This window comes from Glaciecola sp. XM2, from assembly GCF_018595715.1.
GTDB lineage: Bacteria > Pseudomonadota > Gammaproteobacteria > Enterobacterales > Alteromonadaceae > Glaciecola.
The window spans coordinates 300,058-325,357 of the sequence record NZ_JAHEOJ010000020.1; the positions used below are offsets into that span (position 1 = coordinate 300,058).

General features: G+C 44.3%; 19 protein-coding genes. 9 read left to right on the top strand and 10 right to left on the bottom strand.

What is annotated here, in order from left to right:
* Positions 1 to 31: 31 nt before the first annotated feature.
* Complete coding sequence (locus KJ365_RS05945; protein WP_214450711.1) at positions 32 to 3,187, top strand: TonB-dependent receptor; 3,156 nt, start codon at positions 32 to 34, stop codon at positions 3,185 to 3,187.
* A 368-nt stretch (positions 3,188 to 3,555) separates the two neighbouring features.
* Positions 3,556 to 6,630, top strand: coding sequence for a TonB-dependent receptor domain-containing protein (locus KJ365_RS05950; protein ID WP_214450712.1), 3,075 nt, complete (start codon positions 3,556 to 3,558; stop codon positions 6,628 to 6,630).
* 57 nt (positions 6,631 to 6,687) lie between these two features.
* On the opposite strand, the gene nspC is transcribed toward KJ365_RS05950, so the two are convergent.
* The 4 genes from nspC to KJ365_RS05970 form a co-directional block, all read right to left on the bottom strand.
* Entirely contained in the window at positions 6,688 to 7,827 is a 1,140-nt protein-coding gene (gene nspC / locus KJ365_RS05955; RefSeq protein ID WP_214450713.1) for a carboxynorspermidine decarboxylase, read from the bottom strand.
* Between the two features lie 15 nt (positions 7,828 to 7,842).
* On the bottom strand, positions 7,843 to 9,045 hold the full coding sequence (locus KJ365_RS05960; RefSeq protein WP_214450714.1) for a saccharopine dehydrogenase family protein: 1,203 nt from the start codon (positions 9,043 to 9,045) through the stop codon (positions 7,843 to 7,845).
* A gap of 107 nt (positions 9,046 to 9,152) precedes the next feature.
* Positions 9,153 to 9,569: a hypothetical protein gene (locus tag KJ365_RS05965; RefSeq protein ID WP_250884050.1), complete on the bottom strand. Its 417-nt coding sequence runs from the start codon at positions 9,567 to 9,569 to the stop codon at positions 9,153 to 9,155.
* 78 nt (positions 9,570 to 9,647) lie between these two features.
* Positions 9,648 to 10,604, bottom strand: a complete 957-nt coding sequence (locus KJ365_RS05970; protein WP_214450715.1) for a 1-aminocyclopropane-1-carboxylate deaminase/D-cysteine desulfhydrase — start codon at positions 10,602 to 10,604, stop codon at positions 9,648 to 9,650.
* A 169-nt stretch (positions 10,605 to 10,773) separates the two neighbouring features.
* On the opposite strand from KJ365_RS05970, the gene KJ365_RS05975 reads away from it, so the two are divergent.
* A complete protein-coding gene (locus tag KJ365_RS05975) occupies positions 10,774 to 11,286 on the top strand; it encodes a chalcone isomerase family protein (protein WP_214450716.1) in 513 nt (170 codons plus the stop codon).
* A gap of 17 nt (positions 11,287 to 11,303) precedes the next feature.
* The gene (locus KJ365_RS05980) at positions 11,304 to 11,855 is read left to right on the top strand and encodes a DUF3833 domain-containing protein (RefSeq protein ID WP_214450717.1); all 552 of its coding nucleotides are present in this window, start codon (positions 11,304 to 11,306) and stop codon (positions 11,853 to 11,855) included.
* Here KJ365_RS05980 and KJ365_RS05985 read toward each other — a convergent pair whose 3' ends face one another.
* Positions 11,856 to 13,256 carry a sensor histidine kinase gene (locus KJ365_RS05985; protein WP_250884051.1) on the bottom strand — a complete coding sequence of 467 codons (1,401 nt, stop codon included), beginning with the start codon at positions 13,254 to 13,256 and terminating at the stop codon, positions 11,856 to 11,858.
* Positions 13,257 to 13,272: 16 nt separating this feature from the next.
* Positions 13,273 to 13,965, bottom strand: a complete 693-nt coding sequence (locus KJ365_RS05990) for a response regulator transcription factor (protein ID WP_214451301.1) — start codon at positions 13,963 to 13,965, stop codon at positions 13,273 to 13,275.
* 73 nt (positions 13,966 to 14,038) lie between these two features.
* Here KJ365_RS05990 and KJ365_RS05995 point away from each other — a divergent pair, with 73 nt between their 5' ends.
* Positions 14,039 to 14,422, top strand: coding sequence for an MAPEG family protein (locus KJ365_RS05995; protein ID WP_214450718.1), 384 nt, complete (start codon positions 14,039 to 14,041; stop codon positions 14,420 to 14,422).
* On the opposite strand, the gene aceK is transcribed toward KJ365_RS05995, so the two are convergent.
* The gene (gene aceK / locus KJ365_RS06000) at positions 14,419 to 16,149 is read right to left on the bottom strand and encodes a bifunctional isocitrate dehydrogenase kinase/phosphatase (RefSeq protein ID WP_214450719.1); all 1,731 of its coding nucleotides are present in this window, start codon (positions 16,147 to 16,149) and stop codon (positions 14,419 to 14,421) included. The two genes, KJ365_RS05995 and aceK, sit on opposite strands and share 4 nt — an antisense overlap.
* 581 nt (positions 16,150 to 16,730) lie before the next feature.
* On the opposite strand from aceK, the gene thrA reads away from it, so the two are divergent.
* From thrA to ung, 4 genes are read left to right on the top strand one after another with little or no spacing between them, the layout of a single operon-like run.
* A complete protein-coding gene (thrA, locus tag KJ365_RS06005) occupies positions 16,731 to 19,196 on the top strand; it encodes a bifunctional aspartate kinase/homoserine dehydrogenase I (protein WP_214450720.1) in 2,466 nt (821 codons plus the stop codon).
* On the top strand, positions 19,196 to 20,146 hold the full coding sequence (gene thrB / locus KJ365_RS06010; RefSeq protein ID WP_214450721.1) for a homoserine kinase: 951 nt from the start codon (positions 19,196 to 19,198) through the stop codon (positions 20,144 to 20,146). Before thrA ends, thrB begins: the two co-directional genes overlap by 1 nt.
* A 23-nt stretch (positions 20,147 to 20,169) precedes the next feature.
* Positions 20,170 to 21,459, top strand: coding sequence for a threonine synthase (thrC, locus tag KJ365_RS06015; protein WP_214450722.1), 1,290 nt, complete (start codon positions 20,170 to 20,172; stop codon positions 21,457 to 21,459).
* An 8-nt stretch (positions 21,460 to 21,467) separates the two neighbouring features.
* The gene (gene ung / locus KJ365_RS06020) at positions 21,468 to 22,136 is read left to right on the top strand and encodes a uracil-DNA glycosylase (protein ID WP_214450723.1); all 669 of its coding nucleotides are present in this window, start codon (positions 21,468 to 21,470) and stop codon (positions 22,134 to 22,136) included.
* Positions 22,137 to 22,145: 9 nt separating this feature from the next.
* Here the strand turns inward: ung and KJ365_RS06025 are convergent, their stop codons facing one another.
* From KJ365_RS06025 to tal, 3 genes are all read right to left on the bottom strand, one after another.
* Entirely contained in the window at positions 22,146 to 22,322 is a 177-nt protein-coding gene (locus KJ365_RS06025; protein WP_214450724.1) for a DUF3545 family protein, read from the bottom strand.
* Positions 22,323 to 22,525: 203 nt separating this feature from the next.
* Entirely contained in the window at positions 22,526 to 24,166 is a 1,641-nt protein-coding gene (gene pgi / locus KJ365_RS06030) for a glucose-6-phosphate isomerase (RefSeq protein ID WP_214450725.1), read from the bottom strand.
* A 55-nt stretch (positions 24,167 to 24,221) separates the two neighbouring features.
* On the bottom strand, positions 24,222 to 25,175 hold the full coding sequence (tal, locus tag KJ365_RS06035) for a transaldolase (protein ID WP_214450726.1): 954 nt from the start codon (positions 25,173 to 25,175) through the stop codon (positions 24,222 to 24,224).
* Between the last annotated feature and the right edge of the window lie 125 nt (positions 25,176 to 25,300).

The window sequence follows — 25,300 nt, forward strand, 5'->3', positions numbered from 1 at the left end:
ACTTATACAAAAAAACACATAGGGAAAAACAATGTTTGCAAAGACTAAACTGAATAAAATTGCAGTTGCAGTCGCTTTGTCTGTCGGTCTATCGACTGCAGCCATGGCACAGGAAACTTCTTCAACCATCCGTGGTACGATCGTAACTGAATCTGGTCAAACAGTGACAGGCGCGAAAATTACGGTAATCGACACACGTACCAACTCAGTACGTGAGTTCACATCGACTAACACTGGTACTTTCACCATCCGTGGTTTGCGTATCGGTGGTCCATACACGTTGATCGTTGAAGATGAATTAGGTTCACGTACCGTAGAAGGCGTTTTCGCTAACTTGGGTGAAGATGCTAACGTAACTATCGACCTTGTTGCAGCGAGCGACATCGAGCGTATTACGGTAACAGGTGCGGCAAGCGGCCTAATCACCGAAACTTTAGGGCCAAGCTCTAACTTTGGTTTCGATGACCTTCAATATCAACCGTCTATCGACCGTGATATTAAAGACGTACTGCAAACTGACCCACGTATCTCTATTGATGCAACTAATAACAACGCCATTCAGTGTGCGGGTGTAAACAACCGCTCTAACAGCCTAACGGTTGATGGTGTTCCACAGAATGATAACTTCGGTCTTAACGGTAACGGTTACCCAACTGAGCGTTTGCCTTTCCCGTTCGACGCGATTGACCAAGTAGACGTGCAGCTTGCACCGTACGATGTAACCTATGGTGGTTTCACAGGCTGTAATATCAACGCGGTATTCCGTTCTGGTACCAACGATGTATTCGGTTCAGTATTCTACGATTACACAAGCGATGCTCTTCAAGGTGATGAGACATCTGAAGGCCAGTTCGATATTCCTGATTTTGACGAAAGCCGCTACGGATTTACCGTTGGTGCACCTATCATCAAAGATAAGCTTTTCATCTTTGCAGCGTTTGAAAAACATGAACCAATTGAAATTTATGAGCGTGGTCCAGAAGGCGCTGGTTTTGCACAGCCTATCGGTGGCCTAACCACTCAAGTACTTGAAGAAGTTCGCTCAATCGCAAGAGATGTATATGGTTACGAAGTAGGTAACACAATCAGCTCTGCTGACGAGAAAGAAGAAAAAGTGCTTGTTAAAATCGATTGGCAGATTAACGATGACCATCGTGCGGCACTTACCTATCAGAACACCGACGGTAACAACCAAACATCAACAGGTTTGAGCTCAGGCTCTTATGCGTTTGACGACCGTTACTACGAGCGTGCAAATGAGCTAACGACTACTGCACTTTCAATTTACTCAGATTGGACTAGCAACTTCTTTACCGAAGTTCGTTATGCAGTAGCTGAAGTTAAAAATGGCCAAATCCCTGGTACTTCTGATACAGATTTTGGTGATATTCGTATAGAAGATGCGGTTCCAAATGTTGATATCTTGCTAGGTGCAGATACCTTCCGTCAAGCGAACGTATTAAACTACGATACAACTAACTTCAAACTAGCCGGTACATATCTAACAGGTGACCATGAGATTACTGCTGGTATTGAATTCCAGAACGTAGAAGTATTTAACTTGTTTGTACCTGGAAGCCAAGGCGTATTTACTTTCTCTGGTCTTGATGACTTTAGAAATCAAATTGCCAACGAAATTGAATATTCAATTCCAGGATCACTTAACCCAGCTGACGGTGCTGCTGAATTTGAATTCCGCAATACTACTATGTATATCCAAGACCGTTGGATGGTGACTGACGACTTAACCGTTACTTACGGTTTACGTTACGACACTTGGGATGCTGATAGAGATCCAGTAGCAAATGCTAACTTCCAACAGCGCTATGGCTTCACAAATGCCGCTGGTCCTGACTTTGAACTACTTCAACCACGTCTAGGTTTCAACTATACCTTTGACGATGTTACGTTCTTGTATGGTGGTTTAGGTATCTTCTCTGGTGGTAACCCGAATGTATGGTTGTCTAACAACTATTCAAACAACGGTGTTACTATTCTATCTTCACAACTTGATGGAACAGATGCAGGCCTAGACGGTTCAACAACTCCAGGGTTTGGTTTTAATCTACCTCAAGAGTCTATTGATGGACTAGTTGGTGGTGACGGTGCTGTAAACGCGTTAGACCCAGACTTTGATATTCCATCAATTCTTAAGTTGAACATAGGTATTCAGCGTGAATTTGGTGACGGCTATGTAGTGGGTGCAGAAGTTATTCACTCTAAAAACCGTGACTTTGCTAAGACTATTCCGCTTAACACTGTACAGGTTGGTACAGCACCTGATGGTCGTCCAATCTATGAAGATGTAGACTTACTAGACCCAGATTGTGTTACTAATCCAACTTCTAGCGATTGTAGCGGACGTAGCGGAACAGACTACTTCTTGACTAACTCTGACGAGAACGGTGATAGCACTATCTTCACTACTACATTACGTAAGCGCTGGGATACTGGCTTTAGCGTAAATGCAGGTTACTCGTACAGCGACATCAACGACGGTAGCCCAATGAACAGCTCTACTGCTTCATCTAACTTCGGTAACCTTTCAGTTAGCGATTTAAATGAGCCAGGTATTGCTACAAGTAACTACGAAGTTCAACATCGTTTCACTATGAACGTTGGATATCGTTATGAGTTCTTTGAAGATTACGATACTCGTTTCAACTTGTTCTTCGTACGCCAGAAAGGTCGTCCGTTTAGCTACAACTTTGACAACGACCCAGGTTTTGGTGATGAGCGTGGTTTCGAAGATCGTAACTTGCTTTACATCCCGTTAGAAAACGATCCAATCGTACAATACGGTCCTGGTTTCGACCAAGCCGCATTTAACGAACTGATTGCTGCTGAAGGTCTTGAGCAATATCGTGGTCAGATTCTTCCACGTAACACTCAAAACAGTGCTTGGTTTGGACGTGTTGACTTACGCGTTTCACAAGAGCTTCCAGGATTTATGCCAAATCACCGTGGTGAAGTATTCTTCGCAATACGTAACCTAGGTAACTTGCTAAACCCAGATTGGGGCAACTTGCGCCAAGTTAACTTTGAGTTTAACAACCCAATTGTTGACGCAACCATTCAAGATGACGGTACTTACTTGTACACCAACTTTGATGGCGACCGTGGTCAAGACTTGAACATCAATGCTTCAACTTGGTCTATGCGTGTTGGTGTTAAATATACTTTCTAAGTATTAGCAACACATTGTTTTGAGGCATGCCCTCAAAACATTCTAAAATAAAAACCCGACACTAATTTAGTGTCGGGTTTTTTTATGACAAATTCGAGTGCAGTATTTTGAGCCCCGCGACATACGGCATCTAAGATATTGGTCGAATTAGATTGCTTTTCCTTTAAAAAATCATGCACTATAGGAGTGCAATGAGCCTGATCTTGGTGCATTTATGTTTGTTACCTTCGATAAACATAAGAGTTGATGCATCAATAATCCTTAAATTTGTTATGCAAAGCATAGTCTTAGCTTAGCTATCTTCGCAAAAATCAAATGGAATGTTTATTGCAAATCTCTGTTGAAACAACACACATGTAGGACTGCTAATGAACATAATAAAACCAAAGTTTACACGCACTAGCCTAAGTATCGCATTGACATGCGCGCTCAGCGCAACGTCAGTGACTGCCTTAGCGCAAGAAAATAATGAAGAAGAAGTTGTCGAAAAGATTCAGGTAACCGGTTCACGCCTGTCTCAAGACTATACACTTGATGCCGAAAGTCCCGTTATTTCCATAGGCGGCGACAGCATTAAGACATCGGGTCAAATCGACTTGGGTGCCTTACTTCGTGAATCGCCGCAATTACAAGCCTCATTGCCTGGCTCGTTTTCTGCGTTTAACGGCACACCTCTTGGCGCTAGCCAATTAAACCTTCGTAACCTCGGCACGGTGAGAACGCTCGTACTTGAAGACGGTAGACGTCACGTATCGGGTATTGAAGGTTCAGGTTCAGTAGACGTAAACACTATTTCAACCGCCTTGTTACGCAACGTAGAGCTATTAACTGGTGGTGCCTCTGCTGTATACGGTGCTGACGCGGTAACAGGTGTTGTGAACTTTAACATGCGTGATGGCGCATCTTTTGATGGTCTAGAACTTCGTACACAAGCGGGTTTGACTGACAAAGGCGATGCTAACGAATTCTTTATTTCATTGGCTAATGGCTTTTCAAGTGCTGATGGTAAAGGCGATTTGGTGTTTGCCATTGAGCATCAAAAAACCAGCCCGGTATTTGCGCGTGATCGAGATTTTGCCGGTTCAGGCCTAGCAGGTCGCGAAGCAAATACACAAGCAACTCAAGATGCCTTTGGTGTAGATCCAAGATTTGCAAATACTTACATTACCGACGGTAGACTGCCTATTTCAAGTGACGCTGGTGTAATTTCACTTGCTGGTAGTGCCTTTGTGAGTGTGGTTAACTCAGGCGGCGTGCCAGGCTGTAATTTCTTAGGTGCTGCTCAAATAGCAGAGTGCCAGGTAGTGGGCAGAGATGGCACATTACGCCCATATAACGTAGGTGATGTGTACATTAACGGCTTTGCCGCCAGTGGCGGTGACGGTGTACCAAGTAGCCCTGACAGTGAATTAATTTTACCGGAAACGTCTCGTACGCTATTTCAAGCGAAAGGAACCTACGACCTGACCGACTATGCAACCTTCTTTATAGATGCAAAGTACGTTCAAAGTGAAACTTTAGAAACCAACCAAGTAAATGGTTTTAACGACGATATTCCTATCGCCTTAGACAACCCATTTGTTCCTGCCGCGTTGCTTAGCCAAATTAATACGCTTGAAGCAGAGGGTGTAGGTGTTGATTTAGTGATGTCGCGAGATGTGCTTGATGTTACCGCTAATTCAAACCCAGAAGCCGACCGTAAAACGATGCGTGTTGTATTTGGCTTTGAAGGCGTTATTCCAGGCACTGAGCTAGATTACGAAATAGCGTATAACTACGGCAAGACCGATGCGAATATTACGTCAAGAGCACGACTTGAAGACCGCTACTTCGCTGCTATTGATGCTGTTGTCGACCCATCCACCGGTGATATTGTTTGTCGCTCAACGCTTGATCCAAGCGCTGTTCCTCCATCATCACCTTTCCCAAGCGCAAACTCTAACTTTGGCTTCCTGACCTTTTTGCCAGGCTCTGATAGTAGCTGTGTGCCAATCAACCTATTTGGCATAGACTCTATCAGTCAAGAAGGCGCAAACTGGGTATTCCAACCGGTAACTTCTCAAAATGATATCAAACAAGAGAACATCTTGGCGGTTGTATCTGGCGACAGTGCAGACTTGTTTAGCCTACCTGCAGGACCAGTAAGCTTTGCCCTTGGTTACGAATGGCGTCGTGAGACCAGTGAGTTTACACCAGATAACTTCAGTGTTGCTGGATTAACGTTCGGTACGCAAGACAGTAATAGTGGACCAACTAACCCGTCGTTTGGTGTGTATGATGTATCTGAATACTTCCTTGAAGCAAGAATACCAATCGTCGAAGACGTTGCATTTGCTGAGCGTATAGAGATTAGAACTGCTTATCGTTACTCTGACTATGACCCATACGGCAGTACAGATGCATGGACGTTAGGTGGCGTATGGTCTCCTATCAGCACGCTAACACTTCGTGCTACCTTGTCTGAGGCGGTACGTGTTCCGAATATTGGCGAAGCATTTTCACCAACGTTTGCAGCCACCATTGGTGCAAGCCAAGACCCATGTAACGCAAACTTTATCAATGCAGGTTCTGAGTTTAGGGTAGCAAACTGTACAACCTTAATTGGCTCTGGCATTACTGATGGTACCTATGACTCGACTAACTTCTTGTCAGCCTTTGTATCAGGTACGTCCGGTGGTAATCCAGATCTTGAGCCGGAAGAGGCAGAAACATTGACGCTAGGTCTTGTTTGGAGACCTTCAAATGAGTTTGGTGGTGCGCTGGACGGTTTAGTTGTGACCATGGATTACTATGACATCCAAATCACTAACCTGATTGACAGCTTAAGTGGTTTTGATATTGCTCAAAACTGTGTGGATGCAGCTGATACAAACAACCAGTTCTGTCAAGCGGTAGACCGTGATCCAACGAATGGCTTTATCACCGATTTCCGCTCAGGCTTTATCAACTTAGCCGAAGTAGAGACAACCGGTATCGACTTTAGAGTAGATTACGGCTTTGATCTAACCGATGATAGTGAACTAGCCTTTACTATTAACGGCACAAACTTCTTGAAGAACGACGAAGTGCGTGACGTAACCTTCCCTGATGAAGTTACCGACGTGTTAGGTACATTTACTCGCCCAGAGTGGATTGTTAACTTAAGCGCTGATTACATCATTGGTGATTTGGTACTTGGTTGGAGAGGACGTTATGAGTCAGATCAGCTTCTACCTGGTATCGGGATTGAGGATGTTGCAAACGACCCTGACTTCTCTGATGTCACCAGCACAGGTACTGCATTTGTGCATGACTTCTCAGTATCGTATTCGTTTGCAGAAAACTTAGAAGTATATGGCGGTGTGAATAACGCGCTAGATGAAGAACCGTTCTTAGCGACACTGTCGCGTCCAGCTGGACCAAGAGGTCGTTTCTTGTTCTTAGGTGTGAACTACACAATGTAGTCATAAATGCATAAAAAAACCTCGCTTCGGCGAGGTTTTTTATTTTTAGATGTGGCTTTAACTTAAGCGGCCTTTAAAATCTTCGTAAGTAAACTCACGAATCATCTCAAATTCCCCATTTTTACGCAAAATGCCAATACCCGGATGCTGAACACCATTAAAGAAGGTTGTTTTTACCATAGTGTAATGCAACATATCTTCAAAAATAAGCCTAGAGCCGACCTCTAGAGGCTCATCAAAGCTGTATGCCTCCATCACATCACCTGCCAAACAAGAGTTGCCACCAAGCTTATAGGTAAACCCTTTTTCATCGGGTAAACCTGCTCCGGTGATCGTTGGTCGATATGGCATTTCTAACACATCTGGCATGTGCGCTGTGGCAGAAATATCTAAGATCAGCACCTTGTGCTCATTCTCAACAATATCCACCACCTCTGCGATCAACGGCCCGCATTGCCATGCAACAGCCGAACCCGGCTCTAGCACAATCTCTAAGTTGGGGTATTTTGCCTTGAATGCTTTAAGTGTCTCAATCAAATGCTCTACGTTATATCCTTGGCGCGTCATTAGGTGACCACCTCCAAGGTTTAGCCATTTCAATTGAGGGAGATACTGTCCAAATTTGTCTTCAATAGCGTTAAGTGTGCGCTCAGCCGCGTAAGAGTCGCATTCACATAAGTTATGACAATGAAAACCTTCAATGCCGCTTAAGTCGGCCTGATTAATATCTTTTGCCAAAATGCCTAAACGAGAGCCTGGCGCACAGGGGTCATATAGCGGTGTGTCTGCTTCTTGATTTTCTGGATTGATTCTTAGACCTGGCGAGACATTGCTGGCAAGCACTTGGTCTTTGTATCGATTCCACTGAGCAATGCTATTAAATGAGATATGATTAACCAGTCCTAGCAGCTGCTCAATGTCCTTTGGCTTATAGGCGGGTGAAAATACATGTACATCACCGCCTATATGTTCTCTGGCGAGTTTAGCTTCCCAAACGCCACTTGAGGTTGCGCCTTTTAGGTATTGACGCACAAGAGGGAAGGTCGACCACATCGAAAAGCCTTTTAACGCTAAGATAATGTCAATTCCAGCTCTTTCTTGCACGTCTCGCATGAGCGCTAGATTTTGCTCAAGCTTTTCTTCATCGCAAACATAGCAAGGGCTCGGAATATCGGCACGATGAAAGTTCTTACTCATCACTCTGACTCACTGTTAGCGTTTAAAGGGACTTTCGTCACACTCAACTACCTGCCATGGCAAGCCGTGCTCGTTTAGCATCTCCATGAATGGGTCTGGGTCAAATTGCTCCATGTTCCAAACGCCCGCTTTGTGCCATTTTTTGTTTAGCATTAACGCCGCACCAATCATTGCCGGTACACCCGTGGTGTATGACACCGCTTGCGCACCCACTTCTTCAAAGCACTTGCCGTGTTCACAGTTGTTATATATGAAAATAGTTTTTTCTTTACCATCTTTGATGCCGGTAATATAGGTGCCAATGCAGGTCATCCCCGTGTATCCGTCAGCCAACGAACCAGGGTTAGGTAACACAGCCTTTAAAAACTCCAAGGGCACAATTTTTTGACCTTGGAAGTCAATCGGTTCAATGCTTGTCATGCCAATGCCTTCTAACACTCTAAGGTGGGTCAGGTAGGCATCGCCGAAGGTCATCCAAAAACGAGCACGCTTAAGCGTTGGGAAATGTTTGACTAACGACTCTAACTCTTCATGAAACATCAAATAAGATGCTCTCACGCCGATGTTTTGATAATCCAAATCTTCACGTACGCTTAGTGGATCGGTTTCCTTCCACTGGCCGTCTTCCCAAAAGCGTCCGCGCTGGGTAATTTCACGAATATTGATTTCGGGATTAAAGTTAGTTGCAAACGCTTGCCCGTGGTCGCCGCCATTACAATCAACGATATCGAGGTAATGGATTTCATCAAAGTAATGCTTAGCGGCGTAAGCGGTATATACATTGGTTACACCCGGGTCAAAGCCACTGCCTAGTAATGCCATGATCCCCGCATCTTGAAATTTCTGCTGATATGCCCATTGCCATGAATACTCAAATTTCGCTTCATCTTTAGGCTCATAATTGGCGGTATCAAGATAATCGGTATTAGTAGCTAAACATGCGTCCATGATCGGTAGGTCTTGATAAGGTAATGCAAGGTTGATAACCAAGTCGGGTTGAACTTGCACAATCAGTGCTTCAACCTCATCTGCACTATCAGCATCAATAGCAAACACAGCTTTCACACGGTCACTGCCGACTTCGTTTTGCAATGCTTCGCACTTTGATAATGTGCGGCTTGCAAGATAAATTTCATCAAAAAATTGTGGGAGGCGGGCGCACTTTTTAACCGTTACAGAAGCGACGCCACCAGCGCCAATAATTAACACTCGAGACATGGGATGTTCCTTATTAAATTTGCCGGAATAATAGCAGTGTTGTGGATGATCACAACTTTTTATGTAGGAATTTTGCCCAAGAAGATCTTGGGCAGATATACAGGTTGTTAGTCAGAGAAGTCGCACGTAAATGGTGCGCCTAATTTGATGCACTCTTGCTCGTGAAAATAAGGGTAAAGCGTCACCGTATTCTCACCGTTTGAGTCTGTAATATTGAAAATGATTGCATCACTGTGCTCACCCATCGGAGTACTGACGGTTGCTGCGTACACTAACAAACTAATAGTGTTTTCAGTATACATGCGGCGTTCAGCCAGCTGGAGTTGCAAGTTTTCAATCATGCCGCCCTGAGCCTGGTCGTCCATGTCCAAAGGGAATACGCTTTGAATGTCATTTTCTATAGACATCACCGCAAAGGGATAAAGCGTTTGGGAACGTGTTAGCATGACTTCGCACAAATCCAATGCTGAATAGATAAGTGCAGCATACGGAATATTTTGTTTGAGAATCATATTGGGCTTCAAAATACCAACCTTAAATTTTGTTTATGTTATTTACTTAACGGCAAAAACTGATAAAAAGTTCAGTAAAAATTGTGTGCTTTATGTACGCTCTCCCTGCATTCCACCTGTATGCACAATTAAATTACGCTGCTGTTTTTTTAGCTCACCACTTTCAAGTAGTTGATGTGCCGCGAAAAATGCCTTTGTGTTGTAGACCGTGTCTAGAGCAATTTGGTGCTCTAAAAAAAATTGTGATTGGAAGGATTTTTGTTGAATTGAGCTCTTTGCGTACCCCCCACAATGAAAGTTAGCGCGATGGAGAATCTTCCAGTTTCCGGCAGATGCTGTTGTGCCAACATCGTTGGATTGTTCTAGCAATGTTTGGACTTTGTCTTCTAAGTACCCCTCTCCCTTCAGCACAGCGATACCAATAATACGCGTGGGTAGTTTATGGCGTTTAACGTGTTGTATTAATCCCGCCATGGTGCCGCCGCTTGCTACCGGCAGTATGATATTGTCAAACGGCAATGACGCCTGTGTCGCTAGCTCCGTCATAATAGTGGCGACGCCAGCCATACTGTCGCGATGTGAGCCACCTTCGGGAACAAGTGTGTCGATCGAATGGGTGGTGCATATGTCTTTGAGCCACAGCTCGTGTTCGCGTTTGCGATAATCTTCTCGACTTAGGTACTCTATGTTTGTTCCCCAGCGAATAATATCTGCAAGGGTGGGCGTAAGGGGGCTTTCAGGATGCGCACGAACAAATGCAGTAAATGCGATATTCAGCCGATAACACGCATATGCCATGGCGTGTAAGTGGTTTGAATATGCACCACCAAAGCTTCCCATATGCTGAATATTATTCGTCACGCTGTTAGCGAGTATGATTTGTAGTTTACGCCATTTGTTACCGCTGATAACCGGATGGAGCAAATCATCACGCTTGCACCATAGCGTGACAGGCGATTTGTTAACGCGCACAGATAACGCCTGTAAAGGAGACGGGGTAGCGATTTCAAGGCTATTCGCTATGTTATCGATGTAAGTGGTTACCAACCTTTTAACCTTTTATTTTGTTGCAAAAATGTAAATTTACATCCGAATAAGTAAGAAACGTTTTGGTTTGTCCATGTTTACCCGCTAAGTACTCTGGCATTACGAAATCTTAATGATCTAAAAGCCTGTATGTGTGCGTTAATACATACATGATTACGAGGAAAAAATTATGCAAGTTAAGTATCTCCTAGCCCTCGCTGTATGGGTATCTTTTATTATAGACGCTAAAGCAGTGTCAACCTACATCGAAAATCCCAAGCCAGTCGGCGAAGCACGCCTAGAAGTGATGTTTTGGGATATTTATGATGCGCAACTCATTGCGCCCGATGGTAAGTTTGACCCACAGAAGCCATTCGCGCTCTCATTAACTTATTTGCGTGACTTCAAGGGAAAGAGTATAGCGAGCAGAAGCATTGACGAAATGCGCAAGCAAGGTATGACCGACGAGGTGAAACTCGCGAAATGGTACGAAAAAATGGAGCAGGTGTTTCCTAACGTCAACGAAGGCGAAAACCTCACCGGCGTAGTCGATTCGGCCGCCAATAGCCACTTCTATTTTAACGATCAGAAAGTCGGCACCATTACTGATCCGGAGTTTAGTCAGTGGTTTTTCAATATTTGGTTGTCTGAAAAAACGTCAGAGCCCGAAATACGCGAGCAGTTGCTTGGCTCAGCACGATAAGATTAGAAGGTAGGGATATGAAGAAGTCATTAAGCGCTGTGCGCAAATTTATTGCCGCTGGTGCTGCTGTGCTTGCACTGTCAGCGTGTTCGGTATCTATCGACGGTGAGTCTTATGAGAACGTCGAGCCCGCGTTCGAGTTAGAGTCATTCTTTGATGGCAAAGTCACTGCATGGGGAATTGTACAAGATAGGTCTGGTAATGTTGTGCAACGATTCATCGTTGATATCGACGGTTATAAAGAAGATGACAAACTCATTCTTGATGAGACATTTCAATACGGTGTAGGGGATGGACCTTTAAAGCGTGTATGGACCTTAACCAAAAACGCTGACGGCACTTATACCGGCAACGCAGGTGACATCGCCGGCCCCGCAACAGGCACCTCTTATGGCAATGCATTTAGTTTTGCTTACGAGATGGATTTGGACGTTGATGGCACCACGTACCGTGTCAACTTTGACGATTGGTTTTGGGCGTTTGATGAAAACACAATGATGAATCGCTCTTACATTAAAAAGTTCGGTATCGTAATGGCCGAAGTGACTATCTTTATGCAAAAACAATAATCATTTGGCGCTGCCCTCTACCGGTAGCGTGAATGTGCAGCACAAGCCTGACGGCGTATCTATATGCGTTTTTGAGAACACTATTTCGCCGTTGTGGAGGCTAACAATAGCCGAGACCAAACTGAGCCCTAGCCCATTGCCGCTCGCTGTGCGGCTCTTATCTTCTCTATAGAAGCGTTCTGTTAGCTTATCAATGACTTCTTCGTTAACACCTATACCGCTATCATCCACGCTAAACTTATAGGCGTTTAAATGTTTGTCTTGTGTGATGCTAATGTTTATAGTGCCGTTAGCGGGCGTAAATTTCACCGCGTTATCCAGCACATTCGCAAAGGCCTGAAAAAGAAGGTTTTTGTCGCTATGTAACATTAAGTTGGGTTCGATTGTAGTGCCTAGTTTAATGGCTTTGTCTTCGATAATCGGCTGATACAGGTCGATGACGTCCTCAACTACCATACTGATGTCGGTTTGCTCAAAACCTGAGCGTTTGGCGCTAGATTCAATGTCCGTTATTCTTAATAGTGAATTAAAGATATCTAGCAGTTTGTCACACTCTTCGATGAGGGCGTACTTATCGTCTTGATTCGGAAGTTGCTCAATGTGTGACTTTAAGCGAGTAAGAGGGGTTCTAAGGTCGTGTGCAATGCTGTCGGAGACACTTTGAATATTGTTCACAGACTGCTGTATTTTCTCGAGCATACGATTTAGGGCGAGGGTAAGCTTACTTAAATCATCCCAACTACTATCTACATACAATCGATCATTTAAGTTACCTGTTGAAATGATTTCATCTGCGGTTTCAGATATTAAATTAATTCGGCTTACCACATAGTAGGCAACCACAATACTCAATATAGAAATGATACACACGATAACAATCAATATAGACGATGAGGTTCGCGCAAGTTTTACGGCAAATTCAATGTCTTGTACACTACGCGCGATAAGTAAAGTGTCTTTGTTGCCAAATTCCATGACCATCGCAATGGCTGTTTCTTGCTGTCCGCGACTGGCGAATCGTCCTTGATCGGGACGCATATCTACTTCGATTTCCAGTAATCCATTTTTAATGGGGACTACGTCTGAGTCGGGCCAAGTGGCAAGGTTGCCAGCAATATAGCGGCCATTGTTATCTTTGAGGTAGTACAAAAAGCCGTTGTTGATGCTGTTTATGCGATCTTCTAAAGCTTGAATAACCGCACTTCTTCCCGCTGCCGTATACAAACTTCGAAAGCCGCCGATATCAGCTGAGATTGCCGCTTGGGTTTCGCTTATCAGTAGATCATCGTTAGCGACGGTAAGCACATAGGTGTTAAATCCAACGCCAAGCAAAAGCAGTGAGGTAAAAATAAAACTAACAATAAAGCTGGAGCTTTTTGTATATGCCTGGATTGCGCGCATGGACTAATAAACTCGCTTAAGATTGGCTACTAATTTTGTAACCGGCACCGCGAATTGTCTCAATCATGGGGTAAGAAAACCCTTTATCAATTTTGTTGCGTAAGCGGCTAATGTGAACATCAATGACGTTTGTTTGCGGGTCAAAGTTATATTCCCATACTTTTTCTAACAGCATCGTGCGCGTTACTATTTTATCTTCATTTTGCATGAGATACTCAAGGAGCTTGAACTCTTTAGATTGAAGATCAATTTCTTGACCCTCTCTTACGACCTTGCGGTTTATGAGGTCTAGCTTGAGCTCACCCATCGTCATTTCTGTTTGCGAGGCAGACGACGTACTTGCACGGCTACCTAAAATTTCAATACGCGCTAACAACTCTTCAAATGCAAAGGGTTTGGTTAAATAATCATCTGCACCCGCTCTCAACCCTGTCACTTTATCTTCTACTTTGTTTTTTGCACTTAAAAATAAAACAGGTGTAGTAACGTCGTTTTCTCTGAGCTGCTTTAATACGTCTAGACCGTCGATTTTTGGAAGCATGCGATCTAATATAATGACCGAATATGTGTCTTGTGCAGCGCCATCTAGCGCTAGCTGCAGGCCTGTTTTGCCGTCACGTGCAAGTTCACAAGTATAACCCGCCTGGGTCAAGCCTAGCTCGATAAAGTTTGCAACGGTAGGTTCGTCTTCAACAATGAGTAATTTCATAGCCATAAAATAACTGTTAACCTTGAATTTCTATTAGATAAGATACAGCTTTTAACCATAAAAGGAACATAATGTGTTTGTTATCATCATATGTATGGCGTTAGTCGTGTTTATGCCTCTGGTGGCAAAAATCCCTTTAGTTGTGATGATGCATAAAGAAGGTAAATACGACAATCGACATCCACGCAGCCAGCAAAATCGCTTAGAAGGCTTAGGTGCCAGAGCAAGTGCAGCGCAGCAAAACAGTTTTGAAGCGATATGTTTTTTTGCGCCAACGGTGTTGCTAGTATTAGCCCTCGATTCACACAATTTGTATACCGTGCAGTTATGTATTGCCTTTGTGTTACTCAGGTTCATCTATTTGATATGCTACTGGGGTAACTGGCACATTGCTAGAAGTGTTATTTGGGTGTTAGCAATGGCAACGGTTGTTGCACACTACGTGCTTCTTTTTTAATCTTGCCTAAAGCGAATATGAGGCGGGTAGGGCGTAAAGTTTTGAATGACGCCTTTACTCGCAATGCTTTGTACCTGACGCCAATATTGCGGGCTAAAAAGTTCACTATGATATTCACGCAATAAGTCTTTTAGGTGTTTCTTACCGACGATAAAATGCTCAAATTGTTCTGGGAAAACATCATTTGGCGCCACAGAGAGAGTATCTAAGGCATAAGGGTCGTCAGATTTTGGAATTTCTCTAAAGTTCGGCTGGTCCATGTAGCATATCTCGTCATAATCATAGAATATGACGCGACCAGTTTTGGTTATGCCAAAATTTTTGTGCAGCATATCGCCTGGAAATATGTTCGCATAGGCAATCTGTTTGATACATAAACCCAAATCGTTAATGGCGCTTTTTACCTTTTCTTCATCGGTTTCATGCTGTAAGTACAGGTTTAGCGGCGTCATTCGTCTTTCTATGTACATATGTTTGATGATCACTTCATCTTCTTTTACTTCAATGCTCGTTGCACAAGTATCTTGTAGGTGAGTGAGCAAGGTTTCGTCGAAGCGCGCCCTTGGCAAAGAAAAGTTCACATACTCGTGCGTATCAGCCATGCGTCCCACGCGGTCGGTCATTTTAACGAGTCGATAGCAGTCTTTTACATGCTCACGAGTGATTTTTTTACTTTCTGCAAATTCATCACGAATAATTTTAAATACTACGCCATAAGAAGGCAGATGAAATACCGCCATCACCAAGCCTTTAATTCCTGGTGCCAGTTCAAAGTTGTCGTCGCTATTGTCTAAATGCTGCAAAAAATTACGATAAAACACAGTTTTCCCGTGTTTATAAAAGCCTAGGGACATGTAAAGCTCAAAGTGCTTTTTATGAGGAAGGAGCTCTTGCAGAAAAGCGACCACTTCAGCAGGGTTTTGGGTTTGCGCCATAAAATACGAACGCGCAAATCCGAAAATAACGCTCATATGTGCACGCTCTGTCAGTAGTGCGTCGACCATCAAGGTGTTCATTTCGGTCATCTGCAGGGCAATGACAAAAGGAAGTGTTTCGTCGGGCATGCAAATTCTGCCCACTAGGTATGCGGCTTTGCCGCGATAGAATACCGGTTTGAGTACTTCTACGGTGTGAACCGAGGCCAATTGCGCTTTGTTTAACCTCTTTCTCAACGCTGTTTCGAGATTCTCTAAATCCAGTGCAAAGTCATCAAAGGGGACTTTAAAGCGATAGGTATCAAATATCGCTTCATACATCCCTCTTACGGTTGTTGATGTGTCAAAGCTATTGACGACCTTGTGGCGGCCGGGGCCTGGCAGGTAGCATCGACTTGGCAAAACAAACATCACTTTGTCATCAATTTTTTGATGTCGATAAATGCGTCCAATAACCGAGTTATAGAAGGTCTCTGCTAGCTCAAACTGCGGATGGTCGCTTAATAGCTTGCTGTAGTGCGTTTTAGTCGCAATCCAAAATGAGTCGGGCAATTGATGCGGCGGTATGGTTTGATAAACATCGGTCACCACTTCCGAGAGGCTTTGATGATAGATGGTGATACGTTCTTTTATCGCTTGTTGCGACTGCGTCCATTGGCAACGTTCAAAACGCTCTTGAGCACCCGCGGTAATGCGGCTATACCAACGATAGGATTTGTCGAAGCCGCTTAATATTTGATACGCGAGCTTTTTTGCCGTTTCTTCTTCTGTTTGAACCTGGTCTAACAACATGGATGCCGATGTAAAAATTGTCTTGAGCCGTTTGTACCTGATTTTCACTCATCTCGCCAGTATGAGCTGGCAAATTACGACTAAAGTGAGATTAACAAACTCGTGCGTGCACCCACAAATGTATTAAGGATTGATAGTTGCACAAGGAACATTACATTGAACTAACACGCCATCCTTTAGCAAATATTGGGCAGTTAAACATATCGCAATCTGTTGGAGCCGAAAAACACAGCCGAACCAAAGCGAGTAGCCAGTTCACTTGAGCAAGCCTTAGTGGTCAGAAATTGTGGGTCAAATATTTTGTTTCAATAAAAACCTACCATTTACCCCACACAATTTCATTTTCCTAGTTGACATTTAGACGTCTATACGGCAAATTGACGGCATGAACATAAGATCAATTACTAACGACATGATGCGTATTATGACCATTACCACCTTTTTTGAGGGCGGTCGTTAGCTTGTGTCACAAGTTTAGTTAACGAAAGCCCGCACAATGCGGGCTTTTTTGTTGGTGTAAAGTGTAAATTAATTCAAATGGTTAGCGGTATAACGAGTAATTAAAGAGCGAGGAGTCTCTAATGAAGGTGTTAAAGTTTGGTGGTTCGTCTTTGGCTGACGCACAACGTTACCTGCGGGTATATGAAATTAGCCAATCGACCCACAAGACAGAAGGGGCCGCAGTTGTTCTATCTGCGCCAAAGGGCGTGACAAATGCACTTTCTTTGTTATGTGAGCAAGCCCAAAGCGGCAAGGATTATGGCGAGCTATTAGCCAAACTCAATATGACCCTCACAAGTATTGCCACCGAACTTCATACCCTCTTGCCTAACTTAAACTACGATGACCTTTCAGCGTTTATTGAACAAAAACTAAGCTTGCTGTCGCAACAATTACAAGGCATTAAGTTGCTTGCATCTTGTCCAGACCAAGTCACCGCAAGCATTTTGAGTATGGGGGAGTATGTGAGCGTGCGCATCTTTAGCGAGATACTGCATGCACACAACATTGATAACATTATTTTAGACCCAGTGGATTACGTGCAAGCGAGCGGTGATTACTTAGATAGCTTGGCGCAGTTAGACATTAGCCGCGCTAAATTCAGTGATGTTGATGCAAGTGGCAGTCATTTATTAATTATGCCTGGGTTTGTTGCGGCTAATGAAGATGGCGAAAAAGTTACCCTAGGACGCAACGGCTCTGATTATTCCGCGGCTATTCTTGCCGCATGCATTAACGCTAGCTGCTGCGAAATTTGGACAGACGTTGACGGTGTTTATAATGCCGATCCTAATCAGGTAGATGGCGCGGTGTTGCTCGATAAGCTGACGTATCAAGAAGCCATGGAGCTGTCTTATTTTGGCGCCAAAGTACTTCATCCTAAAACCATCGGTCCGATAGCTCAATTTGGTATTCCTTGCTTAATTCGAAACACACTCAACCCCGCAGCTCCAGGCACGCTCATCAGCCACGAAAAGAGTACGCTTTGGACCAGTGTGAAAGGCATATCGCATCTTGAAGATATTGTGATGTTTAATATTTCAGGCCCGGGCATGAAGGGCATGGTGGGCATGGCAAGTCGCATTTTTGATGTCATTTCAAAAGGGAATATCTCGATTTCTCTGATCACGCAGTCATCATCAGAATACAGCATCAGCTTTTGTGTTGCCCATAAAGACTCTCATAAGGCACTGGAGCTGCTTGAGGAGAACTTCGCATTAGAGTTGAGCAACCATCTACTTGAGCCAATTGAAGTACGCGAAAACCTGGCGATTGTGACCTTAGTAGGTGACGGCATGCGTCATTCAAAGGGACTTGCTGCAAAATTCTTTAATGCGCTAGCCCAAGCTCGGGTGAACAACGTCGCGATTGCACAAGGCTCATCAGAGCGTTCAATATCTACCGTAATCGATAACGATAAAGCTAAAAAAGCGGTGAAAGTTATTCATCAAAACTTTTTTGCCCAGCTCAATACCATCGACGCGTTCTTTATTGGTTGTGGCTTGGTCGGAAAAGAGCTGTTGGCGCAAATTGCTCAACAACAGAGCAAGCTTCTTGAAAAGAATATAAAACTGACCGTGTATGGCATAGCAAACAGTAAAGCCTGCTTGTTAGACGCAAACGGTATTGGCATGAACAACGAGTGGCCACACAAGCTCGCTCAAGCCGATAAACCTTTATCGCTAGAGCGTTTGACTGACTTTGTTGTAGCCCATAGTTTAACCAACCCAGTGATTGTCGATTGTACGAGCAGCCAAGAGATAGCCGATATGTATCTTGCTATGATGGATGCTGGGTTTCATGTAGTCACCCCCAATAAGAAAGCCAATACATCTTCGTTTGAGCGTTACTTGGCGCTCCATCAAACCGCGCTTGATAATAAGCGCCAGTATTTGTACGAAACAACCGTTGGTGCCGGACTGCCGGTGATTGATAATTTACAGAAGTTGGTGATTGCAGGTGATGAGCTGCGCAAATTTGAAGGGATTTTGTCAGGGTCGTTGTCTTTTGTATTTGGCAAGTTAGACGAAGGCTTAAGTTTGTCTGAAGCGACTAACATTGCCAAGCAAAACGGCTTTACAGAGCCTGATCCGCGCGACGACTTGTCAGGTATGGATGTGGCTCGTAAGCTGCTTATTATGGCGCGCGAGTCGGGCATGTGTCTTGAGCTTAGCGATATTGAAATTGAGTCGGTGCTGCCGGATGATTTTGATGCCACAGGCGACATTGACACCTTTATGGCAAACTTACCTAAGCTTGATGCGCAGCTACAAAAAAGAATTGAACACGCCAAAGCAAACAACCAAGTGTTGCGATATGTTGGCGCGATAGAAGGCGGCAAGTGCACGGTGAGCATTCAAGCTGTCGACTTAAGTCATCCATTAGCGGCAGTCAAAGATGGGGAGAATGCGCTGGCGATACACTCGCGCTATTATCAGCCAATCCCATATGTGATTCGTGGCTACGGTGCAGGCGCGGTAGTTACCGCTGCAGGTGTATTTGCTGACTTGTTGCGCACCACGCCTACCCAACAGGAGTATCGCTAATGGCCAGAACGCGAGCGTTTGCTCCGGCCTCTATCGGCAACGTCAGTTTAGGCTTTGATTTACTCGGAGCTGCACTCTCGCCGGTAGATGGCGAGCAGATGGGCGATTGGGTTGAAGTAAAAAATGCAGAAAGTTTTGCACTAAGCGTTGATGGCCGGTTTGCTTCACGCTTGCCCAGTGGCGCGAGTAATAACATCGTGACCCGCTGCTATGATTTTTTTCAACAAGCTTTAGCGAGTCACAACAAACCTTTACTAAAGGTGGCTATGCATTTACACAAAGCATTGCCTATTGGCAGTGGTTTAGGTTCAAGCGCGTCTTCTATTGTTGCCGCATTCTATGCGCTAAACGAACATGCGGGTAAGCCCTTTGACGAAGATACGCTGCTAGTAATGATGGGTGAGTTAGAGGGGCAAATTAGCGGCAGTATCCACTATGACAACGTGGCCCCAAGTTATGTTGGCGGGATGACTTTGATGACCGGGCAAGACAATCCAGTATGCAGCAAACTGCCGGTGTTTGATGACTGGTACTGGGTGGTTTGTTATTCAGGGCTCAGCGTATCAACCGCAGCCGCCCGAGACATCTTACCAAGACAATACGAACTCGGTACGACACTCACGTTTGGTCGGCAAATTGGTGTGTTTGTGCATGCGCTTCACAGCGGTGAAAAGGCCCTTGCAGCGAGCGTCATGCAGGATGTTATTGCTGAAAAGCATAGAAAAACGCTGCTTCCGAAATTTGATGAAGCGCGCGAATATTGCATGGCGCAAAACGGTATAGCCTTTGGCATTTCTGGCTCTGGCCCAACGGTGTTTGCCGTTGCTAACAATTTAGATGATGCTAAACGCATGCAAACTTGGTTAAATATACATTACATTCAAAATGACGATGGCTTTAGCCATATATGTCACATCGACACCATTGGTGCTCGTCATATTTCAGCGTAACGCTAAGGTAAAGGACAAAACAGGTGCAATTAGAAAATTTAAAAGATGCTACAGACAAGGTTTCATTTTCCCAAGCAGTTAAAAAGGGCTTAGGAAAGCATCAAGGCTTGTACTTTCCCACCGACTTACAGCCGATGAGTAATATCGATGGCTTATTAGACATGCCTTTGATAGAGCGCTCGCAGCAGATATTAAAGCACCTAATTGGCGATGAACTAGCACCAGATTTGGTGGACGAGTTGATATCCCAAGCATTTAACTTTGATGCGCCTTTAGTCAATGTAACAGGCAATATATTCAGTTTAGAGCTGTTTCATGGGCCTACTTTAGCTTTCAAAGACTTTGGCGGTCGCTTTATGGCGCAAACGCTGTCAAATATCAGCAAAGGTCAGCCCATCACGATCTTAACTGCTACCTCAGGTGATACGGGCGCAGCTGTTGCCCATGCGTTTCATGGTATTGAGAATATTGACGTTGTGATATTGTTCCCAAAAGGTAAAATCAGTCCGCTACAAGAAAAGCTCTTTACTACCTTAGGTGGCAATATTCATACGGTGGCTATTGAGGGTGACTTTGACGCCTGCCAGCAATTGGTAAAAACCGCATTTGACGATCCAGATGTACGCGACGGCCTGCATTTAAACTCTGCCAATTCGATTAACATTAGCCGCCTATTGGCTCAGGTATGTTATTACTTTGAAGCTATTTCCCAACTACCAAAAGATAAGCGCACACAGGCGGTGTTTGCGGTGCCAAGCGGAAACTTTGGTAACTTAACAGCCGGTATCATCGCAAAAACGCTTGGCTTACCCATCAAGCGCTTTATTGCCGCAACCAACGCTAACGATACGGTGCCGCGTTATTTAGTCAATGGAAAGTGGGATCCAAAGCCAACGGTTCCTACCATTTCCAATGCGATGGATGTCAGCCAGCCCAATAACTGGCCACGCATCGAGGCATTGGTAGAGAAGGGCTATTTTGACAAGGCTTTGCTAACGGGTGAGTCTGTCGATGAGGACTATACGCAAGTGGCAATGAAACAGTTGCAAGCGCTTGGTTACATTACTGAGCCACATGCTGCTATCGCCTATCGCGCATTGAGCAGACAATTGCATGACGACGAAGTAGGCATCTTCCTTGGCACTGCGCATCCCGCAAAATTCCGAGAAACAGTGGAGAACGTTTTAGGACAGCCCATCGCGTTACCGCAAGCTTTGGTAGATTGCGCAAGTAAAGCTTCATTGGCTGGTCAGTTAGGTCCTCAATACGATGATTTAAAAGCCTATATGTTTGAAACCTTAGGGAATAAGTAGGAAGGCCGGTGAGCGTAACTTGGCAAGCATTAATCGGTGAAGAAAAAGAGCAGGCCTACTTCACTGAGTTACTTGCTTTTGTTGAAAAAGAGCGCAATGACGGCAAAATCGTATATCCGCCTAGCGCCGATGTTTTTAATGCTTTTAAACTTTGTAGCGCCGATAACTGCAAGGTCGTGATCTTGGGGCAAGACCCTTACCATGGGCCCAATCAAGCTCATGGCTTGAGCTTTTCGGTAAAAAAAGGCAATAAAATCCCGCCTTCACTTCGCAATATTTATAAGGAGCTTAGCCAAGACATCGATGGCTTTGTGATGCCATCGCATGGTGAGTTAACCGGCTGGGCGCAGCAAGGCGTACTTTTACTCAATACTGTTTTGACCGTTAGGGATTCAGAAGCACACTCGCATAAAAACAAGGGATGGGAACGCTTTACCGATCGTGTTATTCAAGCGCTAAGCGAACACGCTGACGCACTGGTATTTTTGCTATGGGGGGCGCCTGCCCAGAAGAAAAGCACGCTGATTGATACCAACAAGCACTTTATTCTAAATGCACCACATCCCTCACCGTTATCGGCTCACAGAGGTTTTTTAGGTTGTAGGCACTTCAGTCAGACAAACGAGTTGCTCATTAGCGCTGGTAAAGTGCCTATTAACTGGCAAATAGAGCCTTAAAAAGGCGCGTTATCTTGCGAGTTGTTCTAGCTCTAGCTCAAGACCAACATCCATTTCTGTTAGTTCGCGCTTGAGGCGATATTTGTCTTTAATGGCTTCAATTTCACGCCATTTTCTTTTTTTAGATTTACCTTTGTTAGGACGAGTTTCGTTGTTAATCACGGAAAGAATTTCTACTGAATCCATTGAGGATGCTCCTATCAGCTACATCGAACTGTTGGTAGATTGTTGCACGTTTGCATCGTTCTACACTGTCTATTTTGTACCACAAAAGTCTAATAAAATAAATAAAATACGTTAAGTATTTGTTAACCTTTTATGACAAGGCGATGCTGAAAGGAGCTTTAACTTATGCTCTAGCCCCTTTTATAAAGAGGATGAGCCTAACGCTAGCGTTTGTTAATAAATTGTTTAATTAGTTGTGCTGTTGATGCATCAATATTGTCTAGGCTCATTTCACCCTCAATCATATCGAACACATCGTTGCCTAGTACTTTACCTAGCTCAACACCCCATTGATCAAACGAATTTAAACCCCAAACGCATCCTTGCACCAAGACCTTGTGTTCATACAAAGCAATAAGTGAGCCAAGCGTATGAGGATTCACTTCATCGAATAACAGCATATTGCTCGGATGGTTGCCAGGCATGGTTTTGTGGGCTGCAAGACTTAATTTTTCAGCTTCAGAAAGGTTTGATGTACTGATGTCATCAAGGCATTCTTCGAAGGTTTTGCCCTGCATTAGTGCTTGTGCCTGCCCAAAACAGTTCGAAGCGAGCATATTATGGTGCGTTTCGTCTTGATTGTGCACCTTTAATGGAAACATAAAATCGACCGGTATTGGCAAATTACTTTGATGGATTAGTTGGTAAAACGAATGTTGACCATTGGTTCCCTCGCTCCCCCAAATAATAGGCCCCGTTCCATAGTCGACGGTGCGTCCATCGAGCGTGGTTGATTTGCCATTACTCTCCATATCTAGTTGCTGAACGTAAGCGGGAAAGCCTCGCATGTAGTGATAATACGGGAGAAGGGCATGAGACTGTGCGCCCATAAAGTTACGATACCAAACTCCAAGCATTGCGAGTATTACCGGCAGGTTTTGCTCAAAAGGAGCATCTTGTAAGTGACAATCCATTTCGTATGCACCCTTTAAGAGCGCCTCAAAATGTTTAAAGCCAACCGCAAGACTAATGGGTAAGCCAATAGCAGACCACAATGAATATCGTCCGCCTACCCAGTCGGCCATAGGAAAGACGTTCTCTTTTGCCATGCCGAAATCAAGGGCCGCTGCAACATTTGACGATACCGCAACAAAGTGCTTTGCGATATCGGATTGCTGAGCGCCTTGGGCTAAAAACCATGCCTTAGCGGTAAGGGTATTTTGCAGCGTTTCTTGAGTAGAAAAGGACTTAGAAGACATGACAAACAGGGTGCGTTCGACATTTATGCTGTTAAGTACATCTTGAATGTGACAACCGTCTACATTGGCGACAAAGTGAGTTTTGATGCCCTTTTTCCAATAAGGTTTTAGGGTTTCAGTCACAATTTTGGGCCCTAAGAAGGAACCGCCGATACCAATACTGACAATAGTATTAATGGACTTGCCGGTGTAGCCAGTGTGTTCGCCGCTGTGCACCTTTTTGGTGAACGTTTGGACACGCTTTAAGGTGTTGTGTACATCCGCCATGACGTTTTCGCCGTCAACGTACACCGGCTTGTCTGAAAAGTTACGTAGCGCGGTATGCAGTACAGCGCGCTTTTCCGTAGTGTTAATTTGTTGCCCAGCAAACATATTGGTAATTTTTTGTTTAACGTTGCACTGTTCAGCAAGCGCGAGAAGGGTATCGAGCACCTCTTGTGTGACTCGGTTTTTAGAATAATCTAAGGTGATGCCGCCAACCTTTAATGTGTATTTTTTCGCTCTATCGGGGTCTTTTTCAAACATGTCGCGCATATGGTGACGTTTAACCAATGGCGCTAAATTTTCGAGTGTTGACCATGCCTCAGTTTTGCGAAGCTTGTGCATATAGCAAATCCTTACCGTTTTGATTGAAAGGTTAACGATGTAAGTCTAGTTGAATTTAAAAACGAGCGAGCAATAATTCTTCCAGTTTTACTTGGTCTGCCGCGAAGTTACGAATGCCCTCTGACAGTTTTTCGGTTGCCATTGCGTCTTGATTCATGTCCCATCGAAACGCTGCTTCAGATAGTCTTTCGCTTGGCGTTTTAGTTGCGCCATTATCGACTAGCATAGGCGTTAGCTCTCCAGAAGTTTGTCCGAGTTCTTCAAGTAGCTGTGGACTGATGGTTAAACGGTCACAACCTGCAAGGGAAATTATTTCTCCGGTATTTCTAAAGCTTGCGCCCATCACAACAGTTTTATAACCATGTTCTTTGTAGTACTGATAAATGTTGCTTACCGACTGCACGCCCGGGTCGTTTGAACCGCTAAAGTCTTGATCTGGAGATTTACTTTTGTACCAGTCTAAAATTCGGCCAACAAATGGAGAGATAAGAAACACGCCGGCTTCTGCGCAGGCTCTTGCTTGGGCAAAGCTAAACAATAATGTGAGGTTGCAGTTAATACCTTCTTTTTCGAGTACTTCTGCGGCTTTTATGCCCTCCCACGTTGATGCCACTTTAATCAATATGCGCGACTTATCCACGCCAGCATCTTTATATAACGCAATTAATTCATGCGCTTTGTCGATAGTTGCCTGCGTATCAAATGATAAACGTGCGTCTACCTCGGTAGAGATGCGCCCAGGGATAACATCAACAATTTCTTTGCCGATGGCAACCGCAAGATAATCACAGGTTTTCTTGATTTGCTGGGCCGATTCATATGCTTGGCTTTTACCGTATTCAATAGCCGCAGTAATGAGGTTTTCGTATTGCGGGAGCGCAGCGGCTTTTAATAGCAAAGACGGGTTGGTAGTTGCATCAACCGGTTGATACTTTTTAATGGCTTCAATATCACCAGTATCTGCTACTACGGTTGTAAGGGCGCGCAAGGATTCCAATTGGTTTGACATAACATTCCTGAACAAAGATTAATAACGAGTATGTAACAAGGATAGCAAGTTATTCAGGGTAATGACTATGATAAATATTGAATTTATGTGGTAACGTTCACAGCCATGAAAACTTATCTGCTAAC